We start from the raw sequence: 18,908 nt of genomic DNA on the forward strand, positions 1-18,908 counted from the left end.
CCCGGCAGGCATCGGGTCACACCTGCGCCGGCAGTCGCCAGTCGATCGGCTGAATCCCTTGCTGGATCAGAAACTGATTGGCTCGACTGAAGTGCCCGTTACCGATGAATCCCCGGTACGCCGACAATGGCGAGGGATGTACCGACTTCAGCATCAGATGCCGTGTCGCATCGATCAGCTTTGCCTTGGACTGCGCATGCGCACCCCATAGCATGAACACCAGGTGCGGGCGTCGCTCGCCTACCACTTCGATGATCCGGTCAGTGAAGCGCTGCCAGCCCGCCTTGGCGTGCGAGCCGGCAATCCCCTGCTCGACGGTAAGAGACGTGTTGAGCATCAGCACCCCCTGCTCCGCCCAGAACTGCAGATAGCCGTGGCGTGGGATGTCCAGATTCAGATCGCGCTTCAGTTCCTTGAAGATGTTCTGTAGTGACGGCGGTGGCGTTACGCCTGGCTGTACCGAGAAGCACAGGCCGTGAGCCTGACCGGGACCGTGGTACGGATCCTGCCCGAGAATGACAATCTTGACCTGCTCCAGCGGGGTCGAGTTGAGCGCATTGAAGATCATCGGCCCCGGCGGATAGATCGTCTTGCCGGCTGCCTTCTCGTTCCGGAGAAACGCGCCGAGTTCGCGCATGTACGGCTTGTCGAACTCATCGCGCAACGCGTCCTTCCATCCTGCTTCGAGCCTGATGCGGTCGTCCTGGGTCATGAGTTATTTCCGGTTGGCCAAGCCGCCGAACCCTAAAAAACCCGCCCCTCGATGTCAACGGTAAAACTGCGCCACCGTTGCGCTACCGCAATATCAACCCCCCTCCTTTAGTCATAATCGCACCTGGCTCACGTACTGATGCGGACATGGCTTCCAGCGCTCACATAAAGAGTGACGCAAGCCCCGGCCGCAGGTTAAAAAAGCCCACTGCCAATAAACCAATAACAAAAGCGATAACAAGGAACATGCAATGAACCGGATTACCCTTTTGGCGCTAGGGCTGGGGTTCTGTCTTACGGCTCAGGCTGCCGACCCCATCACGCTCGGCCTCAACTACCCCCGTACTGGCAGCTACAAGGAAGAAGGTCTGGCGCAGATGCGTGGCGCCCTGATGGCCATCGACGAGATCAACCAGGCTGGTGGCGTTCTGGGCCGACCGCTGCAGCTGATCAGCCGCAACACCGCCTCACGTCCCGACAAGGCCATCGCCAACGTCGACAAGATGGCTGACGAGGGCGTAGCCATGCTCTTCGGCGGGGTCTCCAGCGCCGTAGCGATCGCCGCAAGCAAGCGGGCCAAGGAACGCGGCCTGCTCTACTTCGGCACGCTGACGTATTCCAACGACACCACCGGCAAGGACGGCCATCGCTACATGTTCCGTGAATGCAACAACGCCTGGATGAGCGCCCGGGTGTTGGGGCAATACCTCAACGAGAACATGCCCGGCAAAACCTATTTCTACATCACATCCGATTACACCTGGGGCCATACCAGCGAAAGCTCGCTGCGCCAGGCCACGGGCACGGTAGACCAAAACAGGCATCAAGGCGTCAAGACTGCCTTCCCCGGCGCACGTCTATCCGACTACCGTGCGGCATTGGAGAAAGCCTCGAACAGTGGTTCCGAGGTACTGGTGCTGGTCCTGTTCGGTGAAGACATGGTGCGCGCCATGCGCATCGCCGATGAACTCGGCCTGAACAAGAAGATGCAGATCGCAATTCCCAACCTGACGCTGTCGATGGTCGAGCTGGCAGGTCCCGATATCATGCGCGGCGTGCTTGGCACAGAACCCTGGACCTGGCGCGTGCCCGAGCTGGAAGGCTCCGAGCGCGGTAAAGCGTTCGTGCGCAACTTCGGCGACAGATATCAGACCCACCCCTCCAGCTCCGCCGCATCGGCCTACAGCATCGTCTACCAATGGGCGGATGCCGCCACCCGCGCCAAGAGCATCGGCAGCGAACAGGTCATCAGCGCACTGGAGAACCACAGCTATAGCCTGCTCAAGGGGCAGCAGCAGTGGCGCGGGTTCGACCACCAGAACGTGCAGACCGTCTATGCAGTTCGCGTGAAACCGCGCGAGGAAGTGCTCAAGGACCGCTTCAAGCAGGACTATTTCGAAATCGTCCACCGCCTGTCCGGCGAACAGGCCGCACCTACCTTGGCCGAGTGGCAGGAAGAGCGTCGCGCCGGCGGCCAGCCGACTAGACTACAGTGACCGATGCGGTGCGCCTGAGCGGAGATCAGGCGCACCGCCCGGCACTGCCGATGGATCGGAACGCTGCAAACCTTCGCAGCGCAGAGGGACTCTGAAGAGAAGCGGCGCTATCGTGTCGCACATCGGCCGAGCCTGACACGCTACGAGGATTTCGCCCATGAGCACTGCTGTAGAGCCCTACCAGTCCGGTGTCTTCGACCTGACACACAAACTGACCGTGGAAAAACACGGTCACACCGCCCTCATCACCATCAATCATCCACCCGCCAACACCTGGGATCGGGAGTCGCTGATCGGCCTCAAGCAGGTCGTCGAGCATCTCAACCACGATGACGATATCTATGCCCTGGTCATCAGCGGCCAGGGCGAGAAATTCTTCAGCGCAGGCGCGGATCTGAAGCTGTTTGCCGATGGCGATCGCAATCGTGCCCGCGAGATGGCCCGGCGCTTCGGCGAAGCGTTCGAGGCGCTACGGGATTTTCGCGGCGTATCCATTGCCGCCATCAACGGCTTTGCCTTGGGCGGTGGACTGGAATGTGCGCTGGCGTGCGATCTGCGTATCGCCGAGCAGCAGGCGCAGATGGGCCTGCCTGAGGCCTCCGTCGGGCTGTTGCCCTGCGCAGGAGGCACCCAGGCACTGGCTTGGCTGGTTGGCGAAGGCTGGGCCAAGCGCATGATTCTCTGTGGCGAGCGCATAACCGCCGAAACGGCACTGCGCATCGGTCTCATAGAACAGGTGGTCGAACCCGGGCAGGCCCGTGGCCACGCGCTACTGCTTGCCGCCCGCATCGCGAGGCAAAGTCCCGTGGCGGTCAGGGCCATCAAACCCTTGATTGATGGCGCGCGACAGCGCTTGCCGCATACCTTCGGGGCAGCTGAGCGCGAGGCCTTCGTCGAGCTGTTCGAGGCTGAGGACACCCTTGAGGGCGTCAACGCCTTCCTGGAAAAACGGGACCCACGCTGGCGCAACCGATGACTGCCTGAGCGGGCATTAGACTGCAAGCTCCCGGCGATGAGGATGCCCATGAACGTCATTTTCGAAGAACGCCCTGCACTACATGGCGCACGGATTGCCATAGCCACGCTGGACGCGGCGCAGCAACTCAACGCCTTGAGCCTGCCGATGATTGAAGCGTTGCTCGATCGATTCGCTCGCTGGGCCGCCGACCCGGATGTTGTCTGCGTGCTGTTGCGTGGAAACGGCATAAAGGCATTCTGCGCAGGTGGTGACGCTCGCCGCCTGGCCGAGGCGTGCCGAGCGGCGCCCGGAGTCGTGCCAGCACTGGCCGAACGCTTCTTCGCCGACGAGTACCGCCTCGTCAACCTGATGCACCACTACCCCAAGCCACTGCTGTGCTGGGGCCACGGCTATGTCATGGGCGGCGGCATGGGACTGCTGCAGGGCGCAGCGATCCGTATCGTCACACCGGACAGCCGTTTGGCGATGCCGGAAGTTGCCATCGGCCTGCATACCGATGTCGGCGCGAGTTGGTTCCTGCCACGCCTGCCCGGCAAACTGGGCCTGTTTGCCGGCCTCACCGGCTTTCGGATCAATGCCCGCGACGCGCTGGATGTCGGACTTGCCGACCGCTGCCTGGTGAAGGAACAGCAACCTGACCTGATCGAAGGACTGGTGCAGATCAATTGGCAGGAGCACGCCGCCGGCCAGCTCCACAGCTTGCTGCGCGCCTTGGGCAAACAGGCGTCTGACAAGCTGCCTGAAGGGCGTTTGCTCAAGCGGCGTGACCGGATAGATGAGCTGCTGGATGTAGCCGAGTTGGCACACGCCTGGCAGGCACTGGCCTCGCTGCACAGCGACCCGGACGACGTTTTTGCCGAGGCTGCTCACGCCCTAGGCAAGGCCTGTCCGCTCAGCGCCCACCTGATATGGCACCAGCAGGCGCGCGGACGCAAGCAATCGCTGACGCAGGCGCTACAGATGGAATACGCACTCAGCCTCAACTGCTGTCGTCATCCCGAATTCGCCGAAGGCGTGCGGGCCCGGCTGGTCGACAAGGACAACCAGCCGAACTGGCACTGGCCGGCTGTGCTCAACATCCCGCAAGCGGTTATCGACGCCCATTTCCAAGCGCCATGGGCGGGGGCGCACCCTTTGGTCGATCTATAGCACTCAGCGCCGATAATGCTGGTGCCGCCCGCCTCGCTCATAGTGCGGCCGCAGTCGATAGTCGCGCCCATCCCTGATGACCGGCGGACGCTGGTGGCGATGATCCTGCCGCCAGTCCCGACGCTCGAAGCCCCGATGGCGATCGTAATACTGCGGCGGTAGCTGGCTCTGATAGCGCGGCGGCAGGTTCCGTGGATACTGCGGATAGTGAGAATAAGGGCTGCGCGGATCGTACTGCTGGGGACGGCTGTCCTGACGATAGCCCCGGTTGTAGCCCTGGCCGTAGTGACGCGAGCTCTGATTGTAGTAACGAGGGCTTTCGGCCTGGAAAACCCATACGCCATCCCGGCGGTCCGCCTGTGCCGGCAGGCTTGTGGCCAGACCGAGGCAGAGCAGGACGAATAACGAACGAATGCTCATGGATACCACCTCCGATGGTTTCACAGGCTTCGAATCATCAGACCACAACCTCGCAATGCCTGCTGAAACAGCAGACAATCGGCGCGCGCAGCCTTCCTTCAGCCTCGTCCGGACGTCGCTCAATCGACGCGACGGACTGCCGCAGCTTGTATGGCCGCGGCGGCTTCCCGATAATAGCGGCCCTTTAGCCCCACGGCTCTCGCAGAGCGCGACGGAACGGGACAAATCCTAGATGACCGAACTCGCCCTGATCATGGTTAGCGCCATCCTGGTCAACAATTTCGTGCTGGTGCAGTTCCTCGGTCTGTGCCCGTTCATGGGCGTTTCGAAGAAGATCGAAACGGCCATCGGCCTGTCGCTGGCGACCACCTTTGTGCTGACGCTTGCGGCCATGTGCAGCTATCTGGTTCAGCAGTACGTGCTCAAGCCACTGGACCTGGAGTTCCTGCGTACCATCAGTTTCATTCTGGTGATCGCCGTGACCGTTCAGTTCACCGAGATGGTGGTGAACAAGACCAGCCCGCTGCTCTACCGCGTACTCGGCATCTTTCTGCCGCTGATCACCACCAACTGCATCGTGCTCGGTGTGGCGCTGCTGAATGCCAACAAGGCCGAATTCACCTTCCTCACCGCCACCGTCAACGGCTTCGCTGCGGGCCTGGGCTTCTCGCTGGTGCTGGTGCTGTTCGCCGCCATGCGTGAGCGCATCGCCATCGCCGATGTGCCCAAGTCATTCCAAGGGGCGGCGATCGGTATGGTCACGGCCGGCCTGATGTCGCTGGCATTCATGGGCTTCACCGGACTGATCAAGCTATGAGCGCAGTTCTCATTGCAGTCCTCGCGCTGCTCGCCCTGTGCCTGCTCGGCGGCGCCATTCTCGGCTTCGCCGCGGTACGCTTTCGTGTTGAAGGCGATCCGATCGCCGAGCAGATCAACGCCTTGTTGCCCCAGACCCAATGCGGCCAGTGCGGCTATCCGGGCTGCAAACCCTACGCCGAAGCCATCGCCGGCGGCGACAAGATCAACAAATGCCCTCCAGGCGGCGAAGCGACCATCCAGGCGCTGGCTGACCTGCTCGACGTCGAGGCGGAGCCGCTGGACGCCGAAGGTGGCGAGAAGCCGCAGATGGTCGCCTACATCCGCGAAGCCGAATGCATCGGCTGCACCAAGTGCATCCAGGCTTGCCCGGTGGACGCCATTGTCGGCGCCGCGCGACAGATGCATACCGTGATCATTTCCGAATGCACCGGCTGCGATCTGTGTGTCGAGCCCTGCCCGGTGGACTGTATCGACATGATCGAAGTCGGCAGCAACCTGCAGAGCTGGAAGTGGAACCGGCCGTTGGCGCCCGGCCAGCTGATCGCGACTGACCGGGAGCAGGCCGCATGACCTCATTGAAAATCTGGGACATCCACGGTGGCATCCATCCGCCGGAGCACAAGGACCTGTCCAACCGCACGCCGATTCAGCCGGCACCGTTGCCTCAACGCCTGATCCTGCCACTGGCGCAGCACCTCGGTGCCCCGGCGGAGCCTTGTGTAACGCTCGGCGAGCGAGTGCTCAAGGGTCAACAGATCGCTGTCGCCAGCGGTTTCGTCAGCGCCCCGCTGCACGCCCCAACGTCCGGCGTGGTCAGCCTTATCGGCCCACAGCCCTACCCGCATGTATCAGGCATGCTCGCCAACGCGATCGTCATCGACAGCGATGGCGAAGACAAATGGATCGAGCTGCAGCCGCAGCCGGATTACCGTGAGCTCGAGCGCCCTGCCCTGCTCGAGCTGATTCGCCAGGCCGGCATCAGCGGCCTCGGCGGCGCAGGTTTCCCCACCGCGGTGAAGCTCAGTCCACCACCGACCCAGACGATCCGCACGCTGATCATCAACGGCACCGAGTGCGAACCCTACATCACCGCCGATGACCTGCTGATGCGCGAGAAAGCCGCCCAACTGGTGGCAGGTATCGAAATCCTTGCGCACCTGATCCAACCGCAAGAGGTACTGATCGGCATCGAGGACAACAAGCCCGAAGCGATTGCTGCCGTGCGCGCAGCCATCGGCGAGCGGCCGTTCGTTCTGAAGGTATTCCCGACCAAGTATCCGTCCGGCGGTGAAAAGCAACTGATCCAGATTCTCACTGGCGAAGAAGTCCCCAGCGGCGGGCTGCCCGCGGACATCGGCATGCTCTGCCAGAACGTCGGCACCTGTGTCGCCATCCATGACGCCGTACTGCTCGGCAAACCGCTGATCTCACGCGTCACTACCCTTACCGGCGAAGCGCTGGCGCGGCCGATGAACGTCGAGGTGCTGATCGGCACCGCCGTGGATGAGCTACTGGCCTTCGCTGGTCTCGAGCAGAACAGGCTCAATCGCCTGATCATGGGCGGCCCGATGATGGGCTTCACCCTGCCATCTCTCGAGGTGCCGGTGGTCAAGACCACCAACTGCCTGCTTGCCAGTACCCTTGAGGAATTGCCGCCGCCACCGCCAGCGCTGCCGTGCATCCGCTGCGGTGAATGCGCCGAAGCCTGTCCGGTCAGCCTGCTGCCGCAGCAACTGCATTTCTTTGCCCTTGGCCAGGAGCACGAACAGCTCAAGGCCCATCATCTGTTCGACTGCATCGAGTGCGGTGCCTGCGCCTACGTCTGCCCGTCCAGCATTCCGCTGGTGCAGTACTACCGCGCCGCCAAAGGTGAAATTCGCGAACTGGAACAGAAGCAGCAGAAAGCCGAACACTCTAAGCAGCGCTTCGAACTGCGCCAGGAACGGCTGCGCCGAGCCGAAGAACAGAAGGAAGCCGAGCGCAAGGCCCGCGCCGAACGTGCAGCCCGCGCCAAAGCTACGCAAAGCGAAGCTGGAGCAGCCACCGTCACGACGGCGGCTCCGGTCCAGGTCCAGAAAGCAGGCCTTTCCGACGCGCAGAAGAAACTGAAGATCGAAGCCAGCATGGCCCAGGTTGCCTTGAAAAAGGCCGAAAAGCAGCTCGCCGCCCACGACACAGCCGAACTGCAGGCGCAGGTCGCCGATCTGCGCAAAGCCGCCGAGGCGGCGCAAAACGCGCTGGATGCCGCCATGCAGGAAAGTGCCAGTGCCGCGTCAGCACCGGCCACCACGCCGATGGACGAAGAGGCGCTGAAAAAGGCCAAGATCGAAGCAGCCATGCTCAAGGCGCAGATCCGCAAGCTGGAGAAGGTCGAGTCACCGGACGACGACCAGCAGGCCGAGCTCGCCCGCCTGCGCCAGCAACTGCACGAAGCCGAGCAGGCTCTGACCGCCGCGCAGAGTGCTGCCCCCGCCCCCGCCGCCAAGCCGGCCGCTGACGAGGCGCTTAAGAAAGCCAAGATCGAAGCGGCCATGCTCAAGGCACAGATCCGCAAGCTGGAGAAGGTCGAGACGCCGGACGACGACCAGCAGGCCGAGCTCGCCCGCCTGCGCCAGCAACTGCAGGAAGCCGAGCAGGCGCTGGCCGCCGCGCAGAGTGCTGCGCCCGCCCCCGCCGCCAAGCCGGCCGATGACGAGGCGCTGAAGAAAGCCAAGATAGAAGCGGCCATGCTCAAGGCGCAGATCCGCAAGCTGGAGAAGCTCGAGGCACCGGACGACGACCAACAGGCCGAACTCGCCCACCTGCGCCAGCAACTGCACGAAGCCGAGCAGGCTCTGGCCGCCGCGCAGAGTGCTGCACCCGCCCCCGCCGCCAAGCCGGCCGATGACGAGGCGCTGAAGAAGGCCAAGATCGAAGCGGCCATGCTCAAGGCGCAGATCCGCAAGCTGGAGAAGGTTGAGGCGCCGGACGACGATCAGCAGGCTGAGCTCGCTCGCCTGCGTCAGCAACTGCATGAGGCCGAGCAGGCCCTGGTCGCCGCGCAGAGTGCTGCGCCCGCCCCCGCCGCCAAGCCGGCCGATGACGAGGCGCTGAAGAAAGCCAAGATCGAAGCGGCCATGCTCAAGGCGCAGATCCGCAAGCTGGAGAAGGTCGAGTCACCGGACGACGACCAGCAGGCCGAGCTCGCCCGCCTGCGCCAGCAACTGCACGAAGCCGAGCAGGCCCTGGCCGCCGCGCAGAGTGCTGCACCCGCTCCCGCCGCCAAACCGGCCGATGACGAGGCGCTGAAGAAAGCCAAGATCGAGCTGGCGATGAAACGCGCCGAACTCAAGAAAGCCGAGAAAGCCGGTGCAGACGAGGCAGAGCTCAGTCGCCTGCGTGACGCACTGACCGCAGCCGAGCAGGCTTTGCATGCCGCAGAAGACGCCTCGCAAAAGCCTGCGCCGGAACTGGTACGTACCAGCAAGCCAGGCGTCGATGATCGCCAGAGAGAACTCAAGACCGAACTTGCCTTTGCCCGAGCCGACCTGCGCAAGCTGGAGCGTGACGAGAATGCAGAGCCGGGCGCGGTAGAAGCGGCCCGCACACGGTTGAGCGAAGCGGAGCGCCAACTCGCGGACTACCAACGCTCATGAGCGCTGCGCATGGAACAGGCGCAGCGCTGGCGCCATTAACGCATCTGATTCGTCGGAAGGCTGCTTAGCCTTCCAATGACAACGCTTTAGACCCGGAGAGCCAATGGCCCTGCCCCGCATCACCTCGCCCCACGCCAAGGGCCCCAGCCGTACCCAGCGGGTCATGCTGCTGGTGCTTGCAGCCACGCTGCCCGGCGTGGTTGTCCTGACCTGGCTCTACGGCGCAGGCACGCTGATCAACCTGGCCTGGGCCTGCGCCGCTGCGCTGGGTTTCGAAGCCGCGATTCTCCGGCTGCGTCAGCGTCCGGTAGGTTTCTTTTTGCGCGACGGTAGCGTGCTGGTGACCGCCGTGTTGTTGGCACTGGCTTTGCCACCCTATTCGCCCTGGTGGCTGACGTTGATTGCCACTGGCTGCGCCGTGGTTTTCGGCAAACAACTGTATGGCGGGCTCGGCCAAAACCCCTTCAACCCGGCGATGATCGGTTACGTGGTGGTGCTGATTTCCTTCCCGGTGGAAATGACCACCTGGCCGGTGCCGCACAGCGTCGGGCTGAGTGCCGGCTTGCAGCACATCCTTGGCATCGCCTCGCTGCCCGATGGCTGGACCCAGGCCACGGCGCTCGATGTACTGAAGGTGAACAAGAGCCTGACCATCGGCGAACTGTGGAGCAACCCGGCCTTCGGCCACTTCGGCGGCATCGGTTCGGAAGTGGTGAACCTGGCGTTCCTGGCTGGCGGCCTGTTCCTGCTGCACAAACGGCTGTTCAGCTGGCACGCGCCGGTCGGCATGCTTGGCGCCCTGCTATTGATGAGCCTGGTGTTCTGGAATGGCTCGGGCTCCGATAGCAACGGATCGCCGCTGTTCCACCTGCTCAGCGGTGCCACCATGCTCGGCGCATTCTTCATCGTCACCGATCCGGTCAGCAGCGCCACCAGCCCGCGCGGACGCCTTATCTTCGGCGCCGGCGTCGGTATTCTGGTGTATGTCATCCGCGCCTGGGGCGGCTACCCGGACGGTGTGGCCTTCGGCGTACTGCTGATGAATCTCGCCGCCCCCACCATCGACTACTACACCCGCCCGCGCACCTACGGTCACCGTAAGGCCGAGCGCGGCTTCAAGCTGGGCGAATGATCATGATGCTTCCGGAAATCAGTCGCTCGATGTTGAAGAACGCCGCGGTGCTGGGCCTGTTCGCAGTCGTCACGGTGGGCGCGGTGACACTGCTCCAGCAAGGCACTGCCGAACGTATCCAGGCCGCCGAACGTGCTGCACAGGTACGCGCACTAGGCGAAATTCTGCCGGCTGGCAGCTATGACAATCACCTGCTCGATAACAGCGTGCTGCTCCAGGACCGCTTGCTGGGCAACCGAAGCCCACTGCCTGCCTATATCGCCATCAAGGACGGCCGGCCGACCGCCGTGATCCTCCAGGCCATCGCCCCGGATGGCTACAGCGGCGCCATCCATCTGCTGGTCGGCATTCGCGCCGACGGCCGTGTCGCCGGTGTCCGGGTTATTGGCCACCGGGAAACGCCAGGCTTGGGTGACAAGATCGACTTGGCCAAGAGCCAATGGATTCGGGGCTTCGAAGACAAGTCGCTGGAAAACCCGCAGGCTGAGGGCTGGGCGGTGAAGAAGGATCGCGGCGAATTCGACCAGTTCGCTGGCGCCACCATCACACCGCGGGCTGTGGTCGGTGCGGTGCACCGCGCGCTGCAGTACTTCGATGCACACAAGGCCGAGCTGCTGACAACCGGCGGCGAGACGACCGAGGCCACTGGCGATGCCCTGGAAAGCCGCAGCGAACCTGAGGAAACCACCGTGCATTCCCGGGCCGGCAGTGCCGCCACGCGCGATGAACTGCGCACCACCGAGCCGGCCGCCGAGCCGCAAGGGGATCAGCCATGAGCACACCCAGTTACCGCGAACTGACCGTCAACGGCCTGTGGAAGAACAACCCGGCACTGGTGCAGCTGCTTGGCCTGTGCCCGCTGCTCGGCGTCAGCAACTCGGCGGTCAACGCCCTCGGCCTCGGCCTGGCAACCATGCTGGTACTGACCTGTTCGAATATCGGCGTCTCGCTGGTGCGCGGCGTGGTCAACACCGCGGTGCGCCTGCCGGCATTTGTGATGATCATCGCCGCGCTGACCACCTGCATCGAGCTGCTGATGCAGGCCTTCACCTATGAGCTGTATCAGATCCTCGGCATCTTCATCCCGCTGATCACGACCAACTGCGTGATCCTCGGCCGCGCCGACGGCTTCGCGGCCAAACACAACCCGCTGATCGCCGGCTTCGATGGCCTGGTCATGGGCATCGGCTTCTGCCTGGTGTTGGTAGTGCTCGGCGGCCTGCGCGAACTGTTCGGCACCGGCGCGCTGTTCGCCAACATGCATCTGCTGTTCGGCCCCATCGCCAATGACTGGCAGATCACCCTGTTCAACGACTACAAAGGCTTCCTGCTGGCCATCCTGCCGCCTGGCGCCTTCATCGTCCTCGGTCTACTGATCGCCCTGAAGAACCGGATCGACCAACAGCTCGCAGAGCGTGCCCGTGCCGCTCAGCCAGCCGCGCCGGCTGCCAGTCGCCGCGTGCGCGTAACCGGCGTGATCGAGTGAGCCTGACCGGATGAACAGCGAAAAACGCCGGGAGATTTTCCGACGCCTGCATGAAGACAACCCCGAGCCAAAGACCGAACTGGCATACAACACGCCTTTCGAGCTGCTGATCGCGGTGATTCTTTCGGCGCAGGCCACCGATGTCGGCGTGAACAAGGCCACTGCCAAGCTCTATCCGGTGACCAACACTCCAGAAGCGATCTATGCACTTGGCTACGACGGGCTGTGCGAATACATCCGCACCATCGGCCTGTATCCGAGCAAGGCGAAGAATGTCATCGAGACCTGCCGCATCCTGATCGAGAAGCATGGCGGCCAGGTGCCGGACAATCGCGAGGACCTGGAAGCACTTCCCGGGGTGGGCCGCAAGACCGCGAATGTGGTGCTCAATACTGCGTTCCGCCAGTTCACCATGGCGGTGGACACCCACATTTTCCGGGTCAGCAACCGCACCGGCATCGCTCCCGGAAAGAACGTGCTTGAGGTGGAGCGCAAGCTGATCCGCTTCGTGCCCAAGGAATATCTTCTCGACGCGCACCACTGGCTGATCCTGCATGGGCGCTATGTCTGCAAGGCGCGCAAGCCGCAATGTGGCAGCTGTCGGATCGAAGACCTGTGTGAATACAAGCACAAGACTTCCGACGATTGAGCGGGCCAGCGAAAAGCCTGTACCGCGATTGAAAAAAACTTTTTTACCGGCTTCGAAATTGCGGCTATAAGGTGCGCCAAGAGCGCCCCGTAGCCGTGGAGTGAACAAGTGGCCGAGAAAGAAGACATTCAGATCGAAGACGATTTCATCGCCGAAGATGACGACGAGAGCAGCGAAGCGCCCGTCGAGGTCGCCAAGACCAATCTGACCAAGCGCCGTATCATCGACAACCTGCTCGAGGAACGCCGCCTGCAGAAGCAGTTGAACGACTTCGACTTCGATCTATAAAGAAAAAGCCCCGAAAGGGGCTTTTTTCATATCCGCTTATTCATGCCGCCGATCAGTCGGCGCGCTTGGGCGAAAGCAGTTCAATCTTGTAACCGTCCGGATCCTCGACGAACGCCAGGATGCTGGAACCATGCATCATCGGCCCTGGTTCACGGGTGATCTTGCCACCGCGCGCCCGGATGTCTTCGCAGGCCTTGTAGACGTCCTCGACCTCCAGGGCGATATGACCATAGCCGTTGCCCAACTCGTAGGTCTCGACGCCCCAATTGTGGGTCAGCTCGATGACGCTGTTGTGCGCTTCGTCGCCGTAGCCGACGAAGGCCAGGGTGAATTTACCGTCCGGATAGTCCTTGCGGCGCAGCAGGGTCATGCCCAGCACTTCGGTATAGAAGGCGATGGACTTATCCATATCGCCGACGCGCAGCATGGTATGCAGCAGTCTCATGATTCAGATCTCCTCGTTCGGCAGCGCTTGTGGCAGTGCAGAAAGTACAACCCCGGCACATGGCCGGGGTCGGTTGGCTCAGGCGCGCCAGCTTATCAGAACTGGGTGCGGCCCTTGCCGGCAGCGATGCGCATGCGCAACGCATTTAGCTTGATGAAGCCGCCAGCGTCCGCCTGGTTGTAGGCGCCGCCGTCTTCTTCGAAGGTCGCGATGTTGGCATCGAACAGCGAGTCGTCCGACTTGCGACCGACGACGATGACGTTGCCCTTGTACAGCTTCAGACGCACCACGCCATTCACGTTGACCTGAGAGGCGTCGATCATCTGCTGCAGCATGCTGCGCTCGGGGCTCCACCAGTAGCCGTTGTAGATCAGACTGGCGTACTTGGGCATCAGCTCGTCTTTCAGGTGCGCCACTTCGCGGTCGAGAGTGATCGACTCGATGGCGCGGTGGGCCTTGAGCATGATGGTGCCGCCGGGGGTCTCGTAGCAGCCGCGCGACTTCATGCCGACGTAGCGGTTCTCGACGATGTCCAGGCGGCCGATGCCGTTCTCACCGCCGATGCGGTTCAACTCGGCCAATACCTGAGCGGGGGACATGTCCTTGCCGTCGATGGCGACGATGTCGCCCTTGCGGTAGGTCAGCTCGATATAGGTCGGCGCATCTGGAGCTGCCTCGGGAGAGACAGTCCATTTCCACATATCTTCTTCGTGCTCGGTCCAGGTGTCTTCCAGCACGCCGCCTTCATAGGAGATGTGCAGCAGGTTGGCGTCCATGGAGTACGGCGACTTCTTCTTGCCGTGGCGCTCGATCGGGATGGCATGCTTCTCGGCATAATCCATCAGCTTCTCGCGCGACAGCAGGTCCCACTCGCGCCACGGAGCGATCACCTTTACGCCGGGCTTGAGTGCATAGGCGCCCAGCTCGAAACGCACCTGGTCGTTGCCCTTGCCGGTGGCGCCGTGGGAGATGGCGTCGGCACCGGTCTCGTTGGCGATCTCGATCAGGCGCTTGGCGATCAGCGGACGGGCGATGGAGGTACCCAGCAGGTATTCGCCTTCATATACGGTGTTGGCGCGGAACATCGGGAAGACGAAATCGCGGACGAACTCTTCGCGCAGGTCATCGATGTAGATTTCCTTGACGCCCAGAGCCTGCGCCTTGGTGCGCGCCGGCTCGACTTCTTCGCCCTGGCCGAGGTCGGCGGTGAAGGTCACCACTTCACAGTTATAGGTGTCTTGCAGCCACTTGAGGATCACCGAGGTGTCCAGGCCACCGGAATAGGCCAGAACTACCTTCTTAACGTCCGCCATGCCATCAGCTCCACGGGTTTGTACGGAAAGCCTGCGATTCTACCGGTCATGGCCTGGCTTTTACAGGGGCGCGCCGTTGGCAGGCGCCTCGGACGACGGCGCGGCAGCCGTCGCTGGCGCCGGAGGGGTAGCTTCTCGAGCCAGACGCATGGTGACTCGGCGATTCTTGGCGCGGTTTGCCTCGCTGCTGTTGGCCACCAGCGGATAGCGTTCACCATGAAAGCGCAGCGTGATCTGCTCCACCGGGACGCCGTTGGCGACCAGGTATTCCTGCACCGCCAGCGCGCGACGACGTGACAGGTCGCGATTGAGCAAGCGGTTACCGCTGTTGTCGGAGTGACCGTCAAGCTCTATGCGGTTCACGCTGGGGTCGGCACGCATGTACTGCAGGATGATATCGAGCTTGGCGCGACCCAACGGATCGAGCACCACATCGCTACTGGGAAAGCCGATCTGCGACTGGCGGACCTGATCGAAGTTGACCGGCAGCAGCTTGGCCGTACAGGCGCGATAATCTTCGTAGGCCTTGCCGAAGCGCGCCGGCAACAGGCGAATCTCCAGCGTGTCGCCGCCATGCAGCGTGCGATGCCTGACGACCGGGCTACGCCCTTCGAGCAGACCGGCCAGCAACCGTCCCGCCTGTAACTGAGTGCTGTTGAACGGAATCTCGCCGCCGCCCACCGACACCACACCGAGATTGATGTCGCCACGGGCAGGCTGCCAGGGCGCAGCCGCCGCGAGCAGCGTCGCCGATCCGGCACCCAGCCAGCGTTCCGGTGATTGCAGGCGGAAAATCGCCTGCTCGCCGGCCCGCCGGACGAACTCGCCACTGCCAAAACCGGCAATCGGCTGAATCAGCCGGCACTCGAACTGATCCCCTTCCACCTGCCACTGCACACGCTCCAGCCGAGTCTGAAAGGTCAGGGCATTGGCCGGTGAAGCGAGCAGGCACAGCAGGACGAGGGGGCGCAGGCGCACGATGAGCTCCGAGAGGATGCGTATTCCTCCTAGGTATCGGTGCCAGGCCGGCAAACTTGAGCAAGCCCCCGTGGCGCCCCGCGCTTCACAGACGAAGGCAAGATGCCGCGCCCCGGCTTTTCCGGTAGCATTCGCGCACGTTTCACCCGCCTGGAAAGCCCGCATGTCCGACCGACTTACCCTGCTGCGCCCCGACGACTGGCACATTCACCTGCGCGATGGCGCCGTCCTGCCTCACACCGTCGCGGATGCTGCTCGCCAGTTCGCCCGCGCCATCATCATGCCGAATCTGGTGCCCCCGGTGCGCAATGCCGACGAGGCGGAAGGCTATCGCCAGCGCATCCTTGCGGCCCGTCCTGCAGGCAGTGACTTCGAGCCACTGATGGTGCTGTACCTCACCGACGCTACCAGTCCTGACGATATCCGCCGGGCCAAGGCCAGCGGCTTCGTGCATGCTGCCAAGCTCTATCCGGCCGGAGCGACCACCAACTCGGCATCCGGCGTGACCGCTATCGACAACATCTTCGGTGTGCTGGAAACCATGGCCGAAGTCGGCCTGCCATTGCTGGTCCACGGCGAAGTCACCCGTGGCGAGATCGATATTTTCGATCGTGAGAAATACTTCATCGACGAGCAGCTGAGCCGGGTTACCGCACGCTTCCCGACCCTGAGGGTAGTGTTCGAACACATCACCACCCGCGATGCCGTGCAATTCGTCCAGGCCGCCGACAGCAATGTCGGCGCCACCATCACGGCGCACCACCTGCTCTACAACCGCAACCACATGCTGGTCGGTGGTATTCGCCCGCATCTGTTCTGCCTGCCGGTGCTCAAGCGCAACGTCCACCAGGAAGCGCTGCTGGATGCGGCCACCAGTGGCAGCCCGAAGTTCTTCCTCGGTACCGACTCCGCACCGCATGCGCAACACGCCAAGGAAGCCGCCTGCGGTTGCGCGGGCTGCTATACCGCCCACGCGGCCATCGAACTGTATGCCGAGGCGTTCGAACAACGCCAGGCGCTGGACAAGCTGGAACCCTTCGCCAGCCACTTCGGTCCTGACTTCTATGGCCTGCCGCGCAACACCACACGGATCACCCTGGTGCGCCAGGATTGGGACGTCCCGGCGAGCCTGCCATTCGGCGAACAGGTCGTCGTGCCGCTGCGCGCCGGTGAGCGGCTGCATTGGCGTCTGGAGGCAAGCGCATGAGTGAAGATCACTTCGAAGATGAACTCGAGGAGCATCTGCCCGGCAGAGCGCGCTCGCCCATGGCGCGGCGCTTTCGTGGCTTCCTGCCCGTGGTGATCGACGTGGAATGTGGCGGCTTCAACAGCGCCACGGACGCCCTGCTGGAGATCGCCGCGGTCACCATCGGCATGGACGAACAGGGCCTGCTCTACCCGCAGGATACCCTCTTCTACCGTGTCGAGCCGTTCGCTGGCGCCAACATCGAGCCCGCGGCGCTGGAATTCACCGGGATCAAGCTCGATCATCCGCTACGCATGGCGGTACCGGAGTCCCAGGCTCTGACCGATATCTTTCGCAGTGTACGCAAGGCCGTGAAATCGGCCGGTTGCAAACGCGCCATTCTGGTGGGGCACAACAGCAGCTTCGACCTCGGCTTCCTCAACGCTGCCATCGCTCGCTGCGAGATCAAGCGCAACCCGTTCCATCCCTTCTCCAGCTTCGACACCGCCACTCTCGCCGGCCTCGCCTACGGCCAGACCGTGTTGGCGAAAGCCTGCCAGGCAGCCGGTATCGATTTCGATGGACGCGAGGCGCACTCCGCCCGCTACGACACGGAAAAAACCGCGGAGCTGTTCTGCGGCATCGTCAATCGCTGGCGGGAAATGGGCGGCTGGGAAGAGTTCGACGAGTGACGTCAGACGCACTGTGAGCACGGCCGGCGCGCTACGTAGCGCCGTTACCGTGATCGACACTTGAAACAAAAAAGGCCAGTCGTTGACTGGCCTTTTTTTTCAACTGCAGCGTTAAAGCGGCTTGCCACGGTTGCCGTGCTGGCCAACAAATGCCTGGACGGCTTTCAGCTCGTTGGGCAGCACCGTGCAGCGCTCGGCGCGCTCGAACAGATCCGCCAGGTGCGCAGGCAGAGCAAGCGCCTGACCGATACCCGCCTTCTCCACGGCATCCGGGAACTTCACCGGGTGCGCGGTACCCAGTGTCACCATCGGAATACTCAGACTGCGGCGGCATTCGCGCGCAGCGTGAACGCCGATGGCGGTGTGCGGGTCGAGCACTTCGCCCGTCTCCTTGAAGACCTGAGCGATGGTGGTGCAGGTCTGCTCGTCATCCACTGCCAACGAGTCGAACAACTTGCGCGCTTCGGTCCAGCGATCCTCTTCCACCGACAGTTTGCCGCTGGCGCGGAAGCCATCCAGCAACTCGGCTACGGCCTTGCCATTGCGGCCATGCAGGTCGAACAGCAGGCGTTCGAAGTTGGACGACACCATGATGTCCATCGAAGGCGATAGCGAAGCATGCAGCGTGTCCTTGTCGTAGCGATTGCCGGACATGAAGCGATGCAGGATGTCGTTGCGGTTGGTGGCAACGATCAGCTGGTTGATCGGCAGCCCCATGTTGCGCGCCAGATAGCCGGCAAAGATATCGCCGAAGTTACCGGTCGGCACCGAGAAGGCCACCGAGCGAGCCGGACCGCCGAGCTGCAGCGCAGCGTGGAAGTAGTAGACGATCTGGGCCATGATCCGCGCCCAGTTGATCGAGTTGACCGCGACCAGCCGGGTGCCCTTCAGGAAGCCCTGGTCGGCGAAGCTGGCCTTGACCATTTCCTGGCAGTCATCGAAGTTGCCTTCGATGGCAATGTTGTGGATGTTGTCGCCGGCAATGGTGGTCATCTGCCGCCGCTGCACTTCCGATACCCGCTGGTGCGGGTGCAGGATGAAGATGTCGACGTTCTCGCAACGACGGCAGCCCTCGATGGCGGCCGAACCGGTATCGCCAGAGGTCGCCCCCATGATCACCACACGCTCGCCGCGCTTGGCCAGCACGTAATCGAGCAGGCGACCGAGCAGCTGCAGGGCGAAGTCCTTGAATGCCAGGGTCGGACCGTGGAACAGCTCCAGCACCCACTCGTTGCCGTTCAGCTGGCGCAGCGGGGCGATGGCGCTGTGAGCGAAAACGCCATAGGTCTCTTCCAGGATCTGCTTGAAGTCGGCATCGGGAACGCTGCCGGCAACGAACGGACGCATGACCCGAAAGGCCAGCTCGTGATAAGGCAGGCCGGCCCAGGAGGCGATCTCCTCCACGGTGAAGCGCGGCAGATTCTCCGGCACGTACAGGCCGCCATCGCTGGCCAGGCCCGCCAGCAGAACGTCTTCGAAATTCAGGGCCGGCGCCTGGCCACGGGTGCTGATATAACGCATGGTTCAAAC

19 protein-coding genes are annotated in these 18,908 nt (G+C 62.9%); 13 read left to right on the forward strand and 6 right to left on the reverse strand.

Annotated features, from left to right (window positions below; all coding sequences use genetic code 11):
- Nucleotides 1-16: 16 nt before the first annotated feature.
- A complete protein-coding gene (ung, locus tag BHD08_RS15710) occupies nt 17-712 on the reverse strand; it encodes a uracil-DNA glycosylase (RefSeq protein WP_125023433.1) in 696 nt (231 codons plus the stop codon).
- 250 nt (nt 713-962) lie between these two features.
- On the opposite strand from ung, the gene BHD08_RS15715 reads away from it, so the two are divergent.
- The 3 genes from BHD08_RS15715 (at nt 963) to BHD08_RS15725 (ending at nt 4,335) form a co-directional block, all read left to right on the forward strand.
- A complete protein-coding gene (locus tag BHD08_RS15715; RefSeq protein ID WP_125023435.1) occupies nt 963-2,207 on the forward strand; it encodes an ABC transporter substrate-binding protein in 1,245 nt (414 codons plus the stop codon).
- Between the two features lie 157 nt (nt 2,208-2,364).
- A complete protein-coding gene (locus BHD08_RS15720) occupies nt 2,365-3,183 on the forward strand; it encodes an enoyl-CoA hydratase (protein ID WP_015277844.1) in 819 nt (272 codons plus the stop codon).
- A gap of 48 nt (nt 3,184-3,231) precedes the next feature.
- Complete coding sequence (locus BHD08_RS15725) at nt 3,232-4,335, forward strand: enoyl-CoA hydratase/isomerase family protein (RefSeq protein ID WP_125023437.1); 1,104 nt, start codon at nt 3,232-3,234, stop codon at nt 4,333-4,335.
- A gap of 3 nt (nt 4,336-4,338) precedes the next feature.
- On the opposite strand, the gene BHD08_RS15730 is transcribed toward BHD08_RS15725, so the two are convergent.
- A complete protein-coding gene (locus tag BHD08_RS15730) occupies nt 4,339-4,755 on the reverse strand; it encodes a hypothetical protein (RefSeq protein WP_125023439.1) in 417 nt (138 codons plus the stop codon).
- A 232-nt stretch (nt 4,756-4,987) separates the two neighbouring features.
- Between BHD08_RS15730 and rsxA the strand changes: the two genes are divergently transcribed.
- The 8 genes from rsxA (at nt 4,988) to BHD08_RS15770 (ending at nt 12,764) form a co-directional block, all read left to right on the forward strand.
- Nucleotides 4,988-5,572, forward strand: a complete 585-nt coding sequence (gene rsxA, locus BHD08_RS15735; protein ID WP_003282096.1) for an electron transport complex subunit RsxA — start codon at nt 4,988-4,990, stop codon at nt 5,570-5,572.
- Nucleotides 5,569-6,144, forward strand: a complete 576-nt coding sequence (gene rsxB, locus BHD08_RS15740) for an electron transport complex subunit RsxB (protein WP_003282093.1) — start codon at nt 5,569-5,571, stop codon at nt 6,142-6,144. The genes rsxA and rsxB overlap by 4 nt, the downstream gene beginning before the upstream one ends.
- Nucleotides 6,141-9,209: an electron transport complex subunit RsxC gene (gene rsxC / locus BHD08_RS15745; protein ID WP_218567510.1), complete on the forward strand. Its 3,069-nt coding sequence runs from the start codon at nt 6,141-6,143 to the stop codon at nt 9,207-9,209. The genes rsxB and rsxC overlap by 4 nt, the downstream gene beginning before the upstream one ends.
- Nucleotides 9,210-9,312: 103 nt before the next feature.
- Nucleotides 9,313-10,341 (forward strand): RnfABCDGE type electron transport complex subunit D, encoded by a 1,029-nt coding sequence (locus BHD08_RS15750; RefSeq protein WP_015277848.1) that lies wholly within the window; start codon nt 9,313-9,315, stop codon nt 10,339-10,341.
- 2 nt (nt 10,342-10,343) lie between these two features.
- Nucleotides 10,344-11,117, forward strand: coding sequence for an electron transport complex subunit RsxG (rsxG, locus tag BHD08_RS15755; protein ID WP_125023737.1), 774 nt, complete (start codon nt 10,344-10,346; stop codon nt 11,115-11,117).
- The gene (locus tag BHD08_RS15760; protein ID WP_125023441.1) at nt 11,114-11,827 is read left to right on the forward strand and encodes an electron transport complex subunit E; all 714 of its coding nucleotides are present in this window, start codon (nt 11,114-11,116) and stop codon (nt 11,825-11,827) included. Before rsxG ends, BHD08_RS15760 begins: the two co-directional genes overlap by 4 nt.
- 10 nt (nt 11,828-11,837) lie before the next feature.
- Nucleotides 11,838-12,476 (forward strand): endonuclease III, encoded by a 639-nt coding sequence (gene nth, locus BHD08_RS15765; RefSeq protein ID WP_125023443.1) that lies wholly within the window; start codon nt 11,838-11,840, stop codon nt 12,474-12,476.
- Between the two features lie 108 nt (nt 12,477-12,584).
- On the forward strand, nt 12,585-12,764 hold the full coding sequence (locus tag BHD08_RS15770; RefSeq protein WP_003282969.1) for a PA3496 family putative envelope integrity protein: 180 nt from the start codon (nt 12,585-12,587) through the stop codon (nt 12,762-12,764).
- A gap of 52 nt (nt 12,765-12,816) precedes the next feature.
- Here the strand turns inward: BHD08_RS15770 and gloA are convergent, their stop codons facing one another.
- The 3 genes from gloA to BHD08_RS15785 all read right to left on the reverse strand — a co-directional run bounded on the left by gloA (nt 12,817) and on the right by BHD08_RS15785 (nt 15,500).
- The gene (gene gloA / locus BHD08_RS15775) at nt 12,817-13,209 is read right to left on the reverse strand and encodes a lactoylglutathione lyase (protein WP_015277852.1); all 393 of its coding nucleotides are present in this window, start codon (nt 13,207-13,209) and stop codon (nt 12,817-12,819) included.
- Between the two features lie 95 nt (nt 13,210-13,304).
- Nucleotides 13,305-14,522 carry an argininosuccinate synthase gene (locus tag BHD08_RS15780; RefSeq protein ID WP_015277853.1) on the reverse strand — a complete coding sequence of 406 codons (1,218 nt, stop codon included), beginning with the start codon at nt 14,520-14,522 and terminating at the stop codon, nt 13,305-13,307.
- 60 nt (nt 14,523-14,582) lie between these two features.
- Nucleotides 14,583-15,500: an OmpA family protein gene (locus tag BHD08_RS15785; RefSeq protein WP_125023445.1), complete on the reverse strand. Its 918-nt coding sequence runs from the start codon at nt 15,498-15,500 to the stop codon at nt 14,583-14,585.
- 163 nt (nt 15,501-15,663) lie between these two features.
- Here BHD08_RS15785 and pyrC point away from each other — a divergent pair, with 163 nt between their 5' ends.
- Both pyrC and rnt read left to right on the forward strand, forming a co-directional pair.
- Nucleotides 15,664-16,707 carry a dihydroorotase gene (gene pyrC, locus BHD08_RS15790; RefSeq protein ID WP_106155592.1) on the forward strand — a complete coding sequence of 348 codons (1,044 nt, stop codon included), beginning with the start codon at nt 15,664-15,666 and terminating at the stop codon, nt 16,705-16,707.
- Entirely contained in the window at nt 16,704-17,378 is a 675-nt protein-coding gene (gene rnt / locus BHD08_RS15795) for a ribonuclease T (RefSeq protein WP_015277856.1), read from the forward strand. Before pyrC ends, rnt begins: the two co-directional genes overlap by 4 nt.
- Before the next feature lie 111 nt (nt 17,379-17,489).
- Here the strand turns inward: rnt and thrC are convergent, their stop codons facing one another.
- A complete protein-coding gene (gene thrC / locus BHD08_RS15800; protein ID WP_106155593.1) occupies nt 17,490-18,899 on the reverse strand; it encodes a threonine synthase in 1,410 nt (469 codons plus the stop codon).
- Nucleotides 18,900-18,908: the final 9 nt, after the last annotated feature.

Origin of the sequence: Pseudomonas sp. SCT (assembly GCF_003864275.1) — a bacterium.
Classification (GTDB): Bacteria; Pseudomonadota; Gammaproteobacteria; order Pseudomonadales; family Pseudomonadaceae; genus Stutzerimonas; species Stutzerimonas stutzeri_AE.

Coding starts and splice junctions, on each gene's coding strand:
- rsxA (WP_003282096.1), top strand. CDS start 4,988: ATGACCGAACTCGCCCTGATCATGGTTAGCGCCATCCTGGTCAACAAT.
- pyrC (WP_106155592.1), top strand. CDS start 15,664: ATGTCCGACCGACTTACCCTGCTGCGCCCCGACGACTGGCACATTCAC.
- rnt (WP_015277856.1), top strand. CDS start 16,704: ATGAGTGAAGATCACTTCGAAGATGAACTCGAGGAGCATCTGCCCGGC.
- BHD08_RS15730 (WP_125023439.1), bottom strand. CDS start 4,755: ATGAGCATTCGTTCGTTATTCGTCCTGCTCTGCCTCGGTCTGGCCACA.
- BHD08_RS15780 (WP_015277853.1), bottom strand. CDS start 14,522: ATGGCGGACGTTAAGAAGGTAGTTCTGGCCTATTCCGGTGGCCTGGAC.
- BHD08_RS15725 (WP_125023437.1), top strand. CDS start 3,232: ATGAACGTCATTTTCGAAGAACGCCCTGCACTACATGGCGCACGGATT.
- rsxB (WP_003282093.1), top strand. CDS start 5,569: ATGAGCGCAGTTCTCATTGCAGTCCTCGCGCTGCTCGCCCTGTGCCTG.
- thrC (WP_106155593.1), bottom strand. CDS start 18,899: ATGCGTTATATCAGCACCCGTGGCCAGGCGCCGGCCCTGAATTTCGAA.
- gloA (WP_015277852.1), bottom strand. CDS start 13,209: ATGAGACTGCTGCATACCATGCTGCGCGTCGGCGATATGGATAAGTCC.
- BHD08_RS15760 (WP_125023441.1), top strand. CDS start 11,114: ATGAGCACACCCAGTTACCGCGAACTGACCGTCAACGGCCTGTGGAAG.
- BHD08_RS15720 (WP_015277844.1), top strand. CDS start 2,365: ATGAGCACTGCTGTAGAGCCCTACCAGTCCGGTGTCTTCGACCTGACA.
- rsxG (WP_125023737.1), top strand. CDS start 10,344: ATGATGCTTCCGGAAATCAGTCGCTCGATGTTGAAGAACGCCGCGGTG.
- nth (WP_125023443.1), top strand. CDS start 11,838: ATGAACAGCGAAAAACGCCGGGAGATTTTCCGACGCCTGCATGAAGAC.
- BHD08_RS15750 (WP_015277848.1), top strand. CDS start 9,313: ATGGCCCTGCCCCGCATCACCTCGCCCCACGCCAAGGGCCCCAGCCGT.
- rsxC (WP_218567510.1), top strand. CDS start 6,141: ATGACCTCATTGAAAATCTGGGACATCCACGGTGGCATCCATCCGCCG.
- BHD08_RS15715 (WP_125023435.1), top strand. CDS start 963: ATGAACCGGATTACCCTTTTGGCGCTAGGGCTGGGGTTCTGTCTTACG.
- ung (WP_125023433.1), bottom strand. CDS start 712: ATGACCCAGGACGACCGCATCAGGCTCGAAGCAGGATGGAAGGACGCG.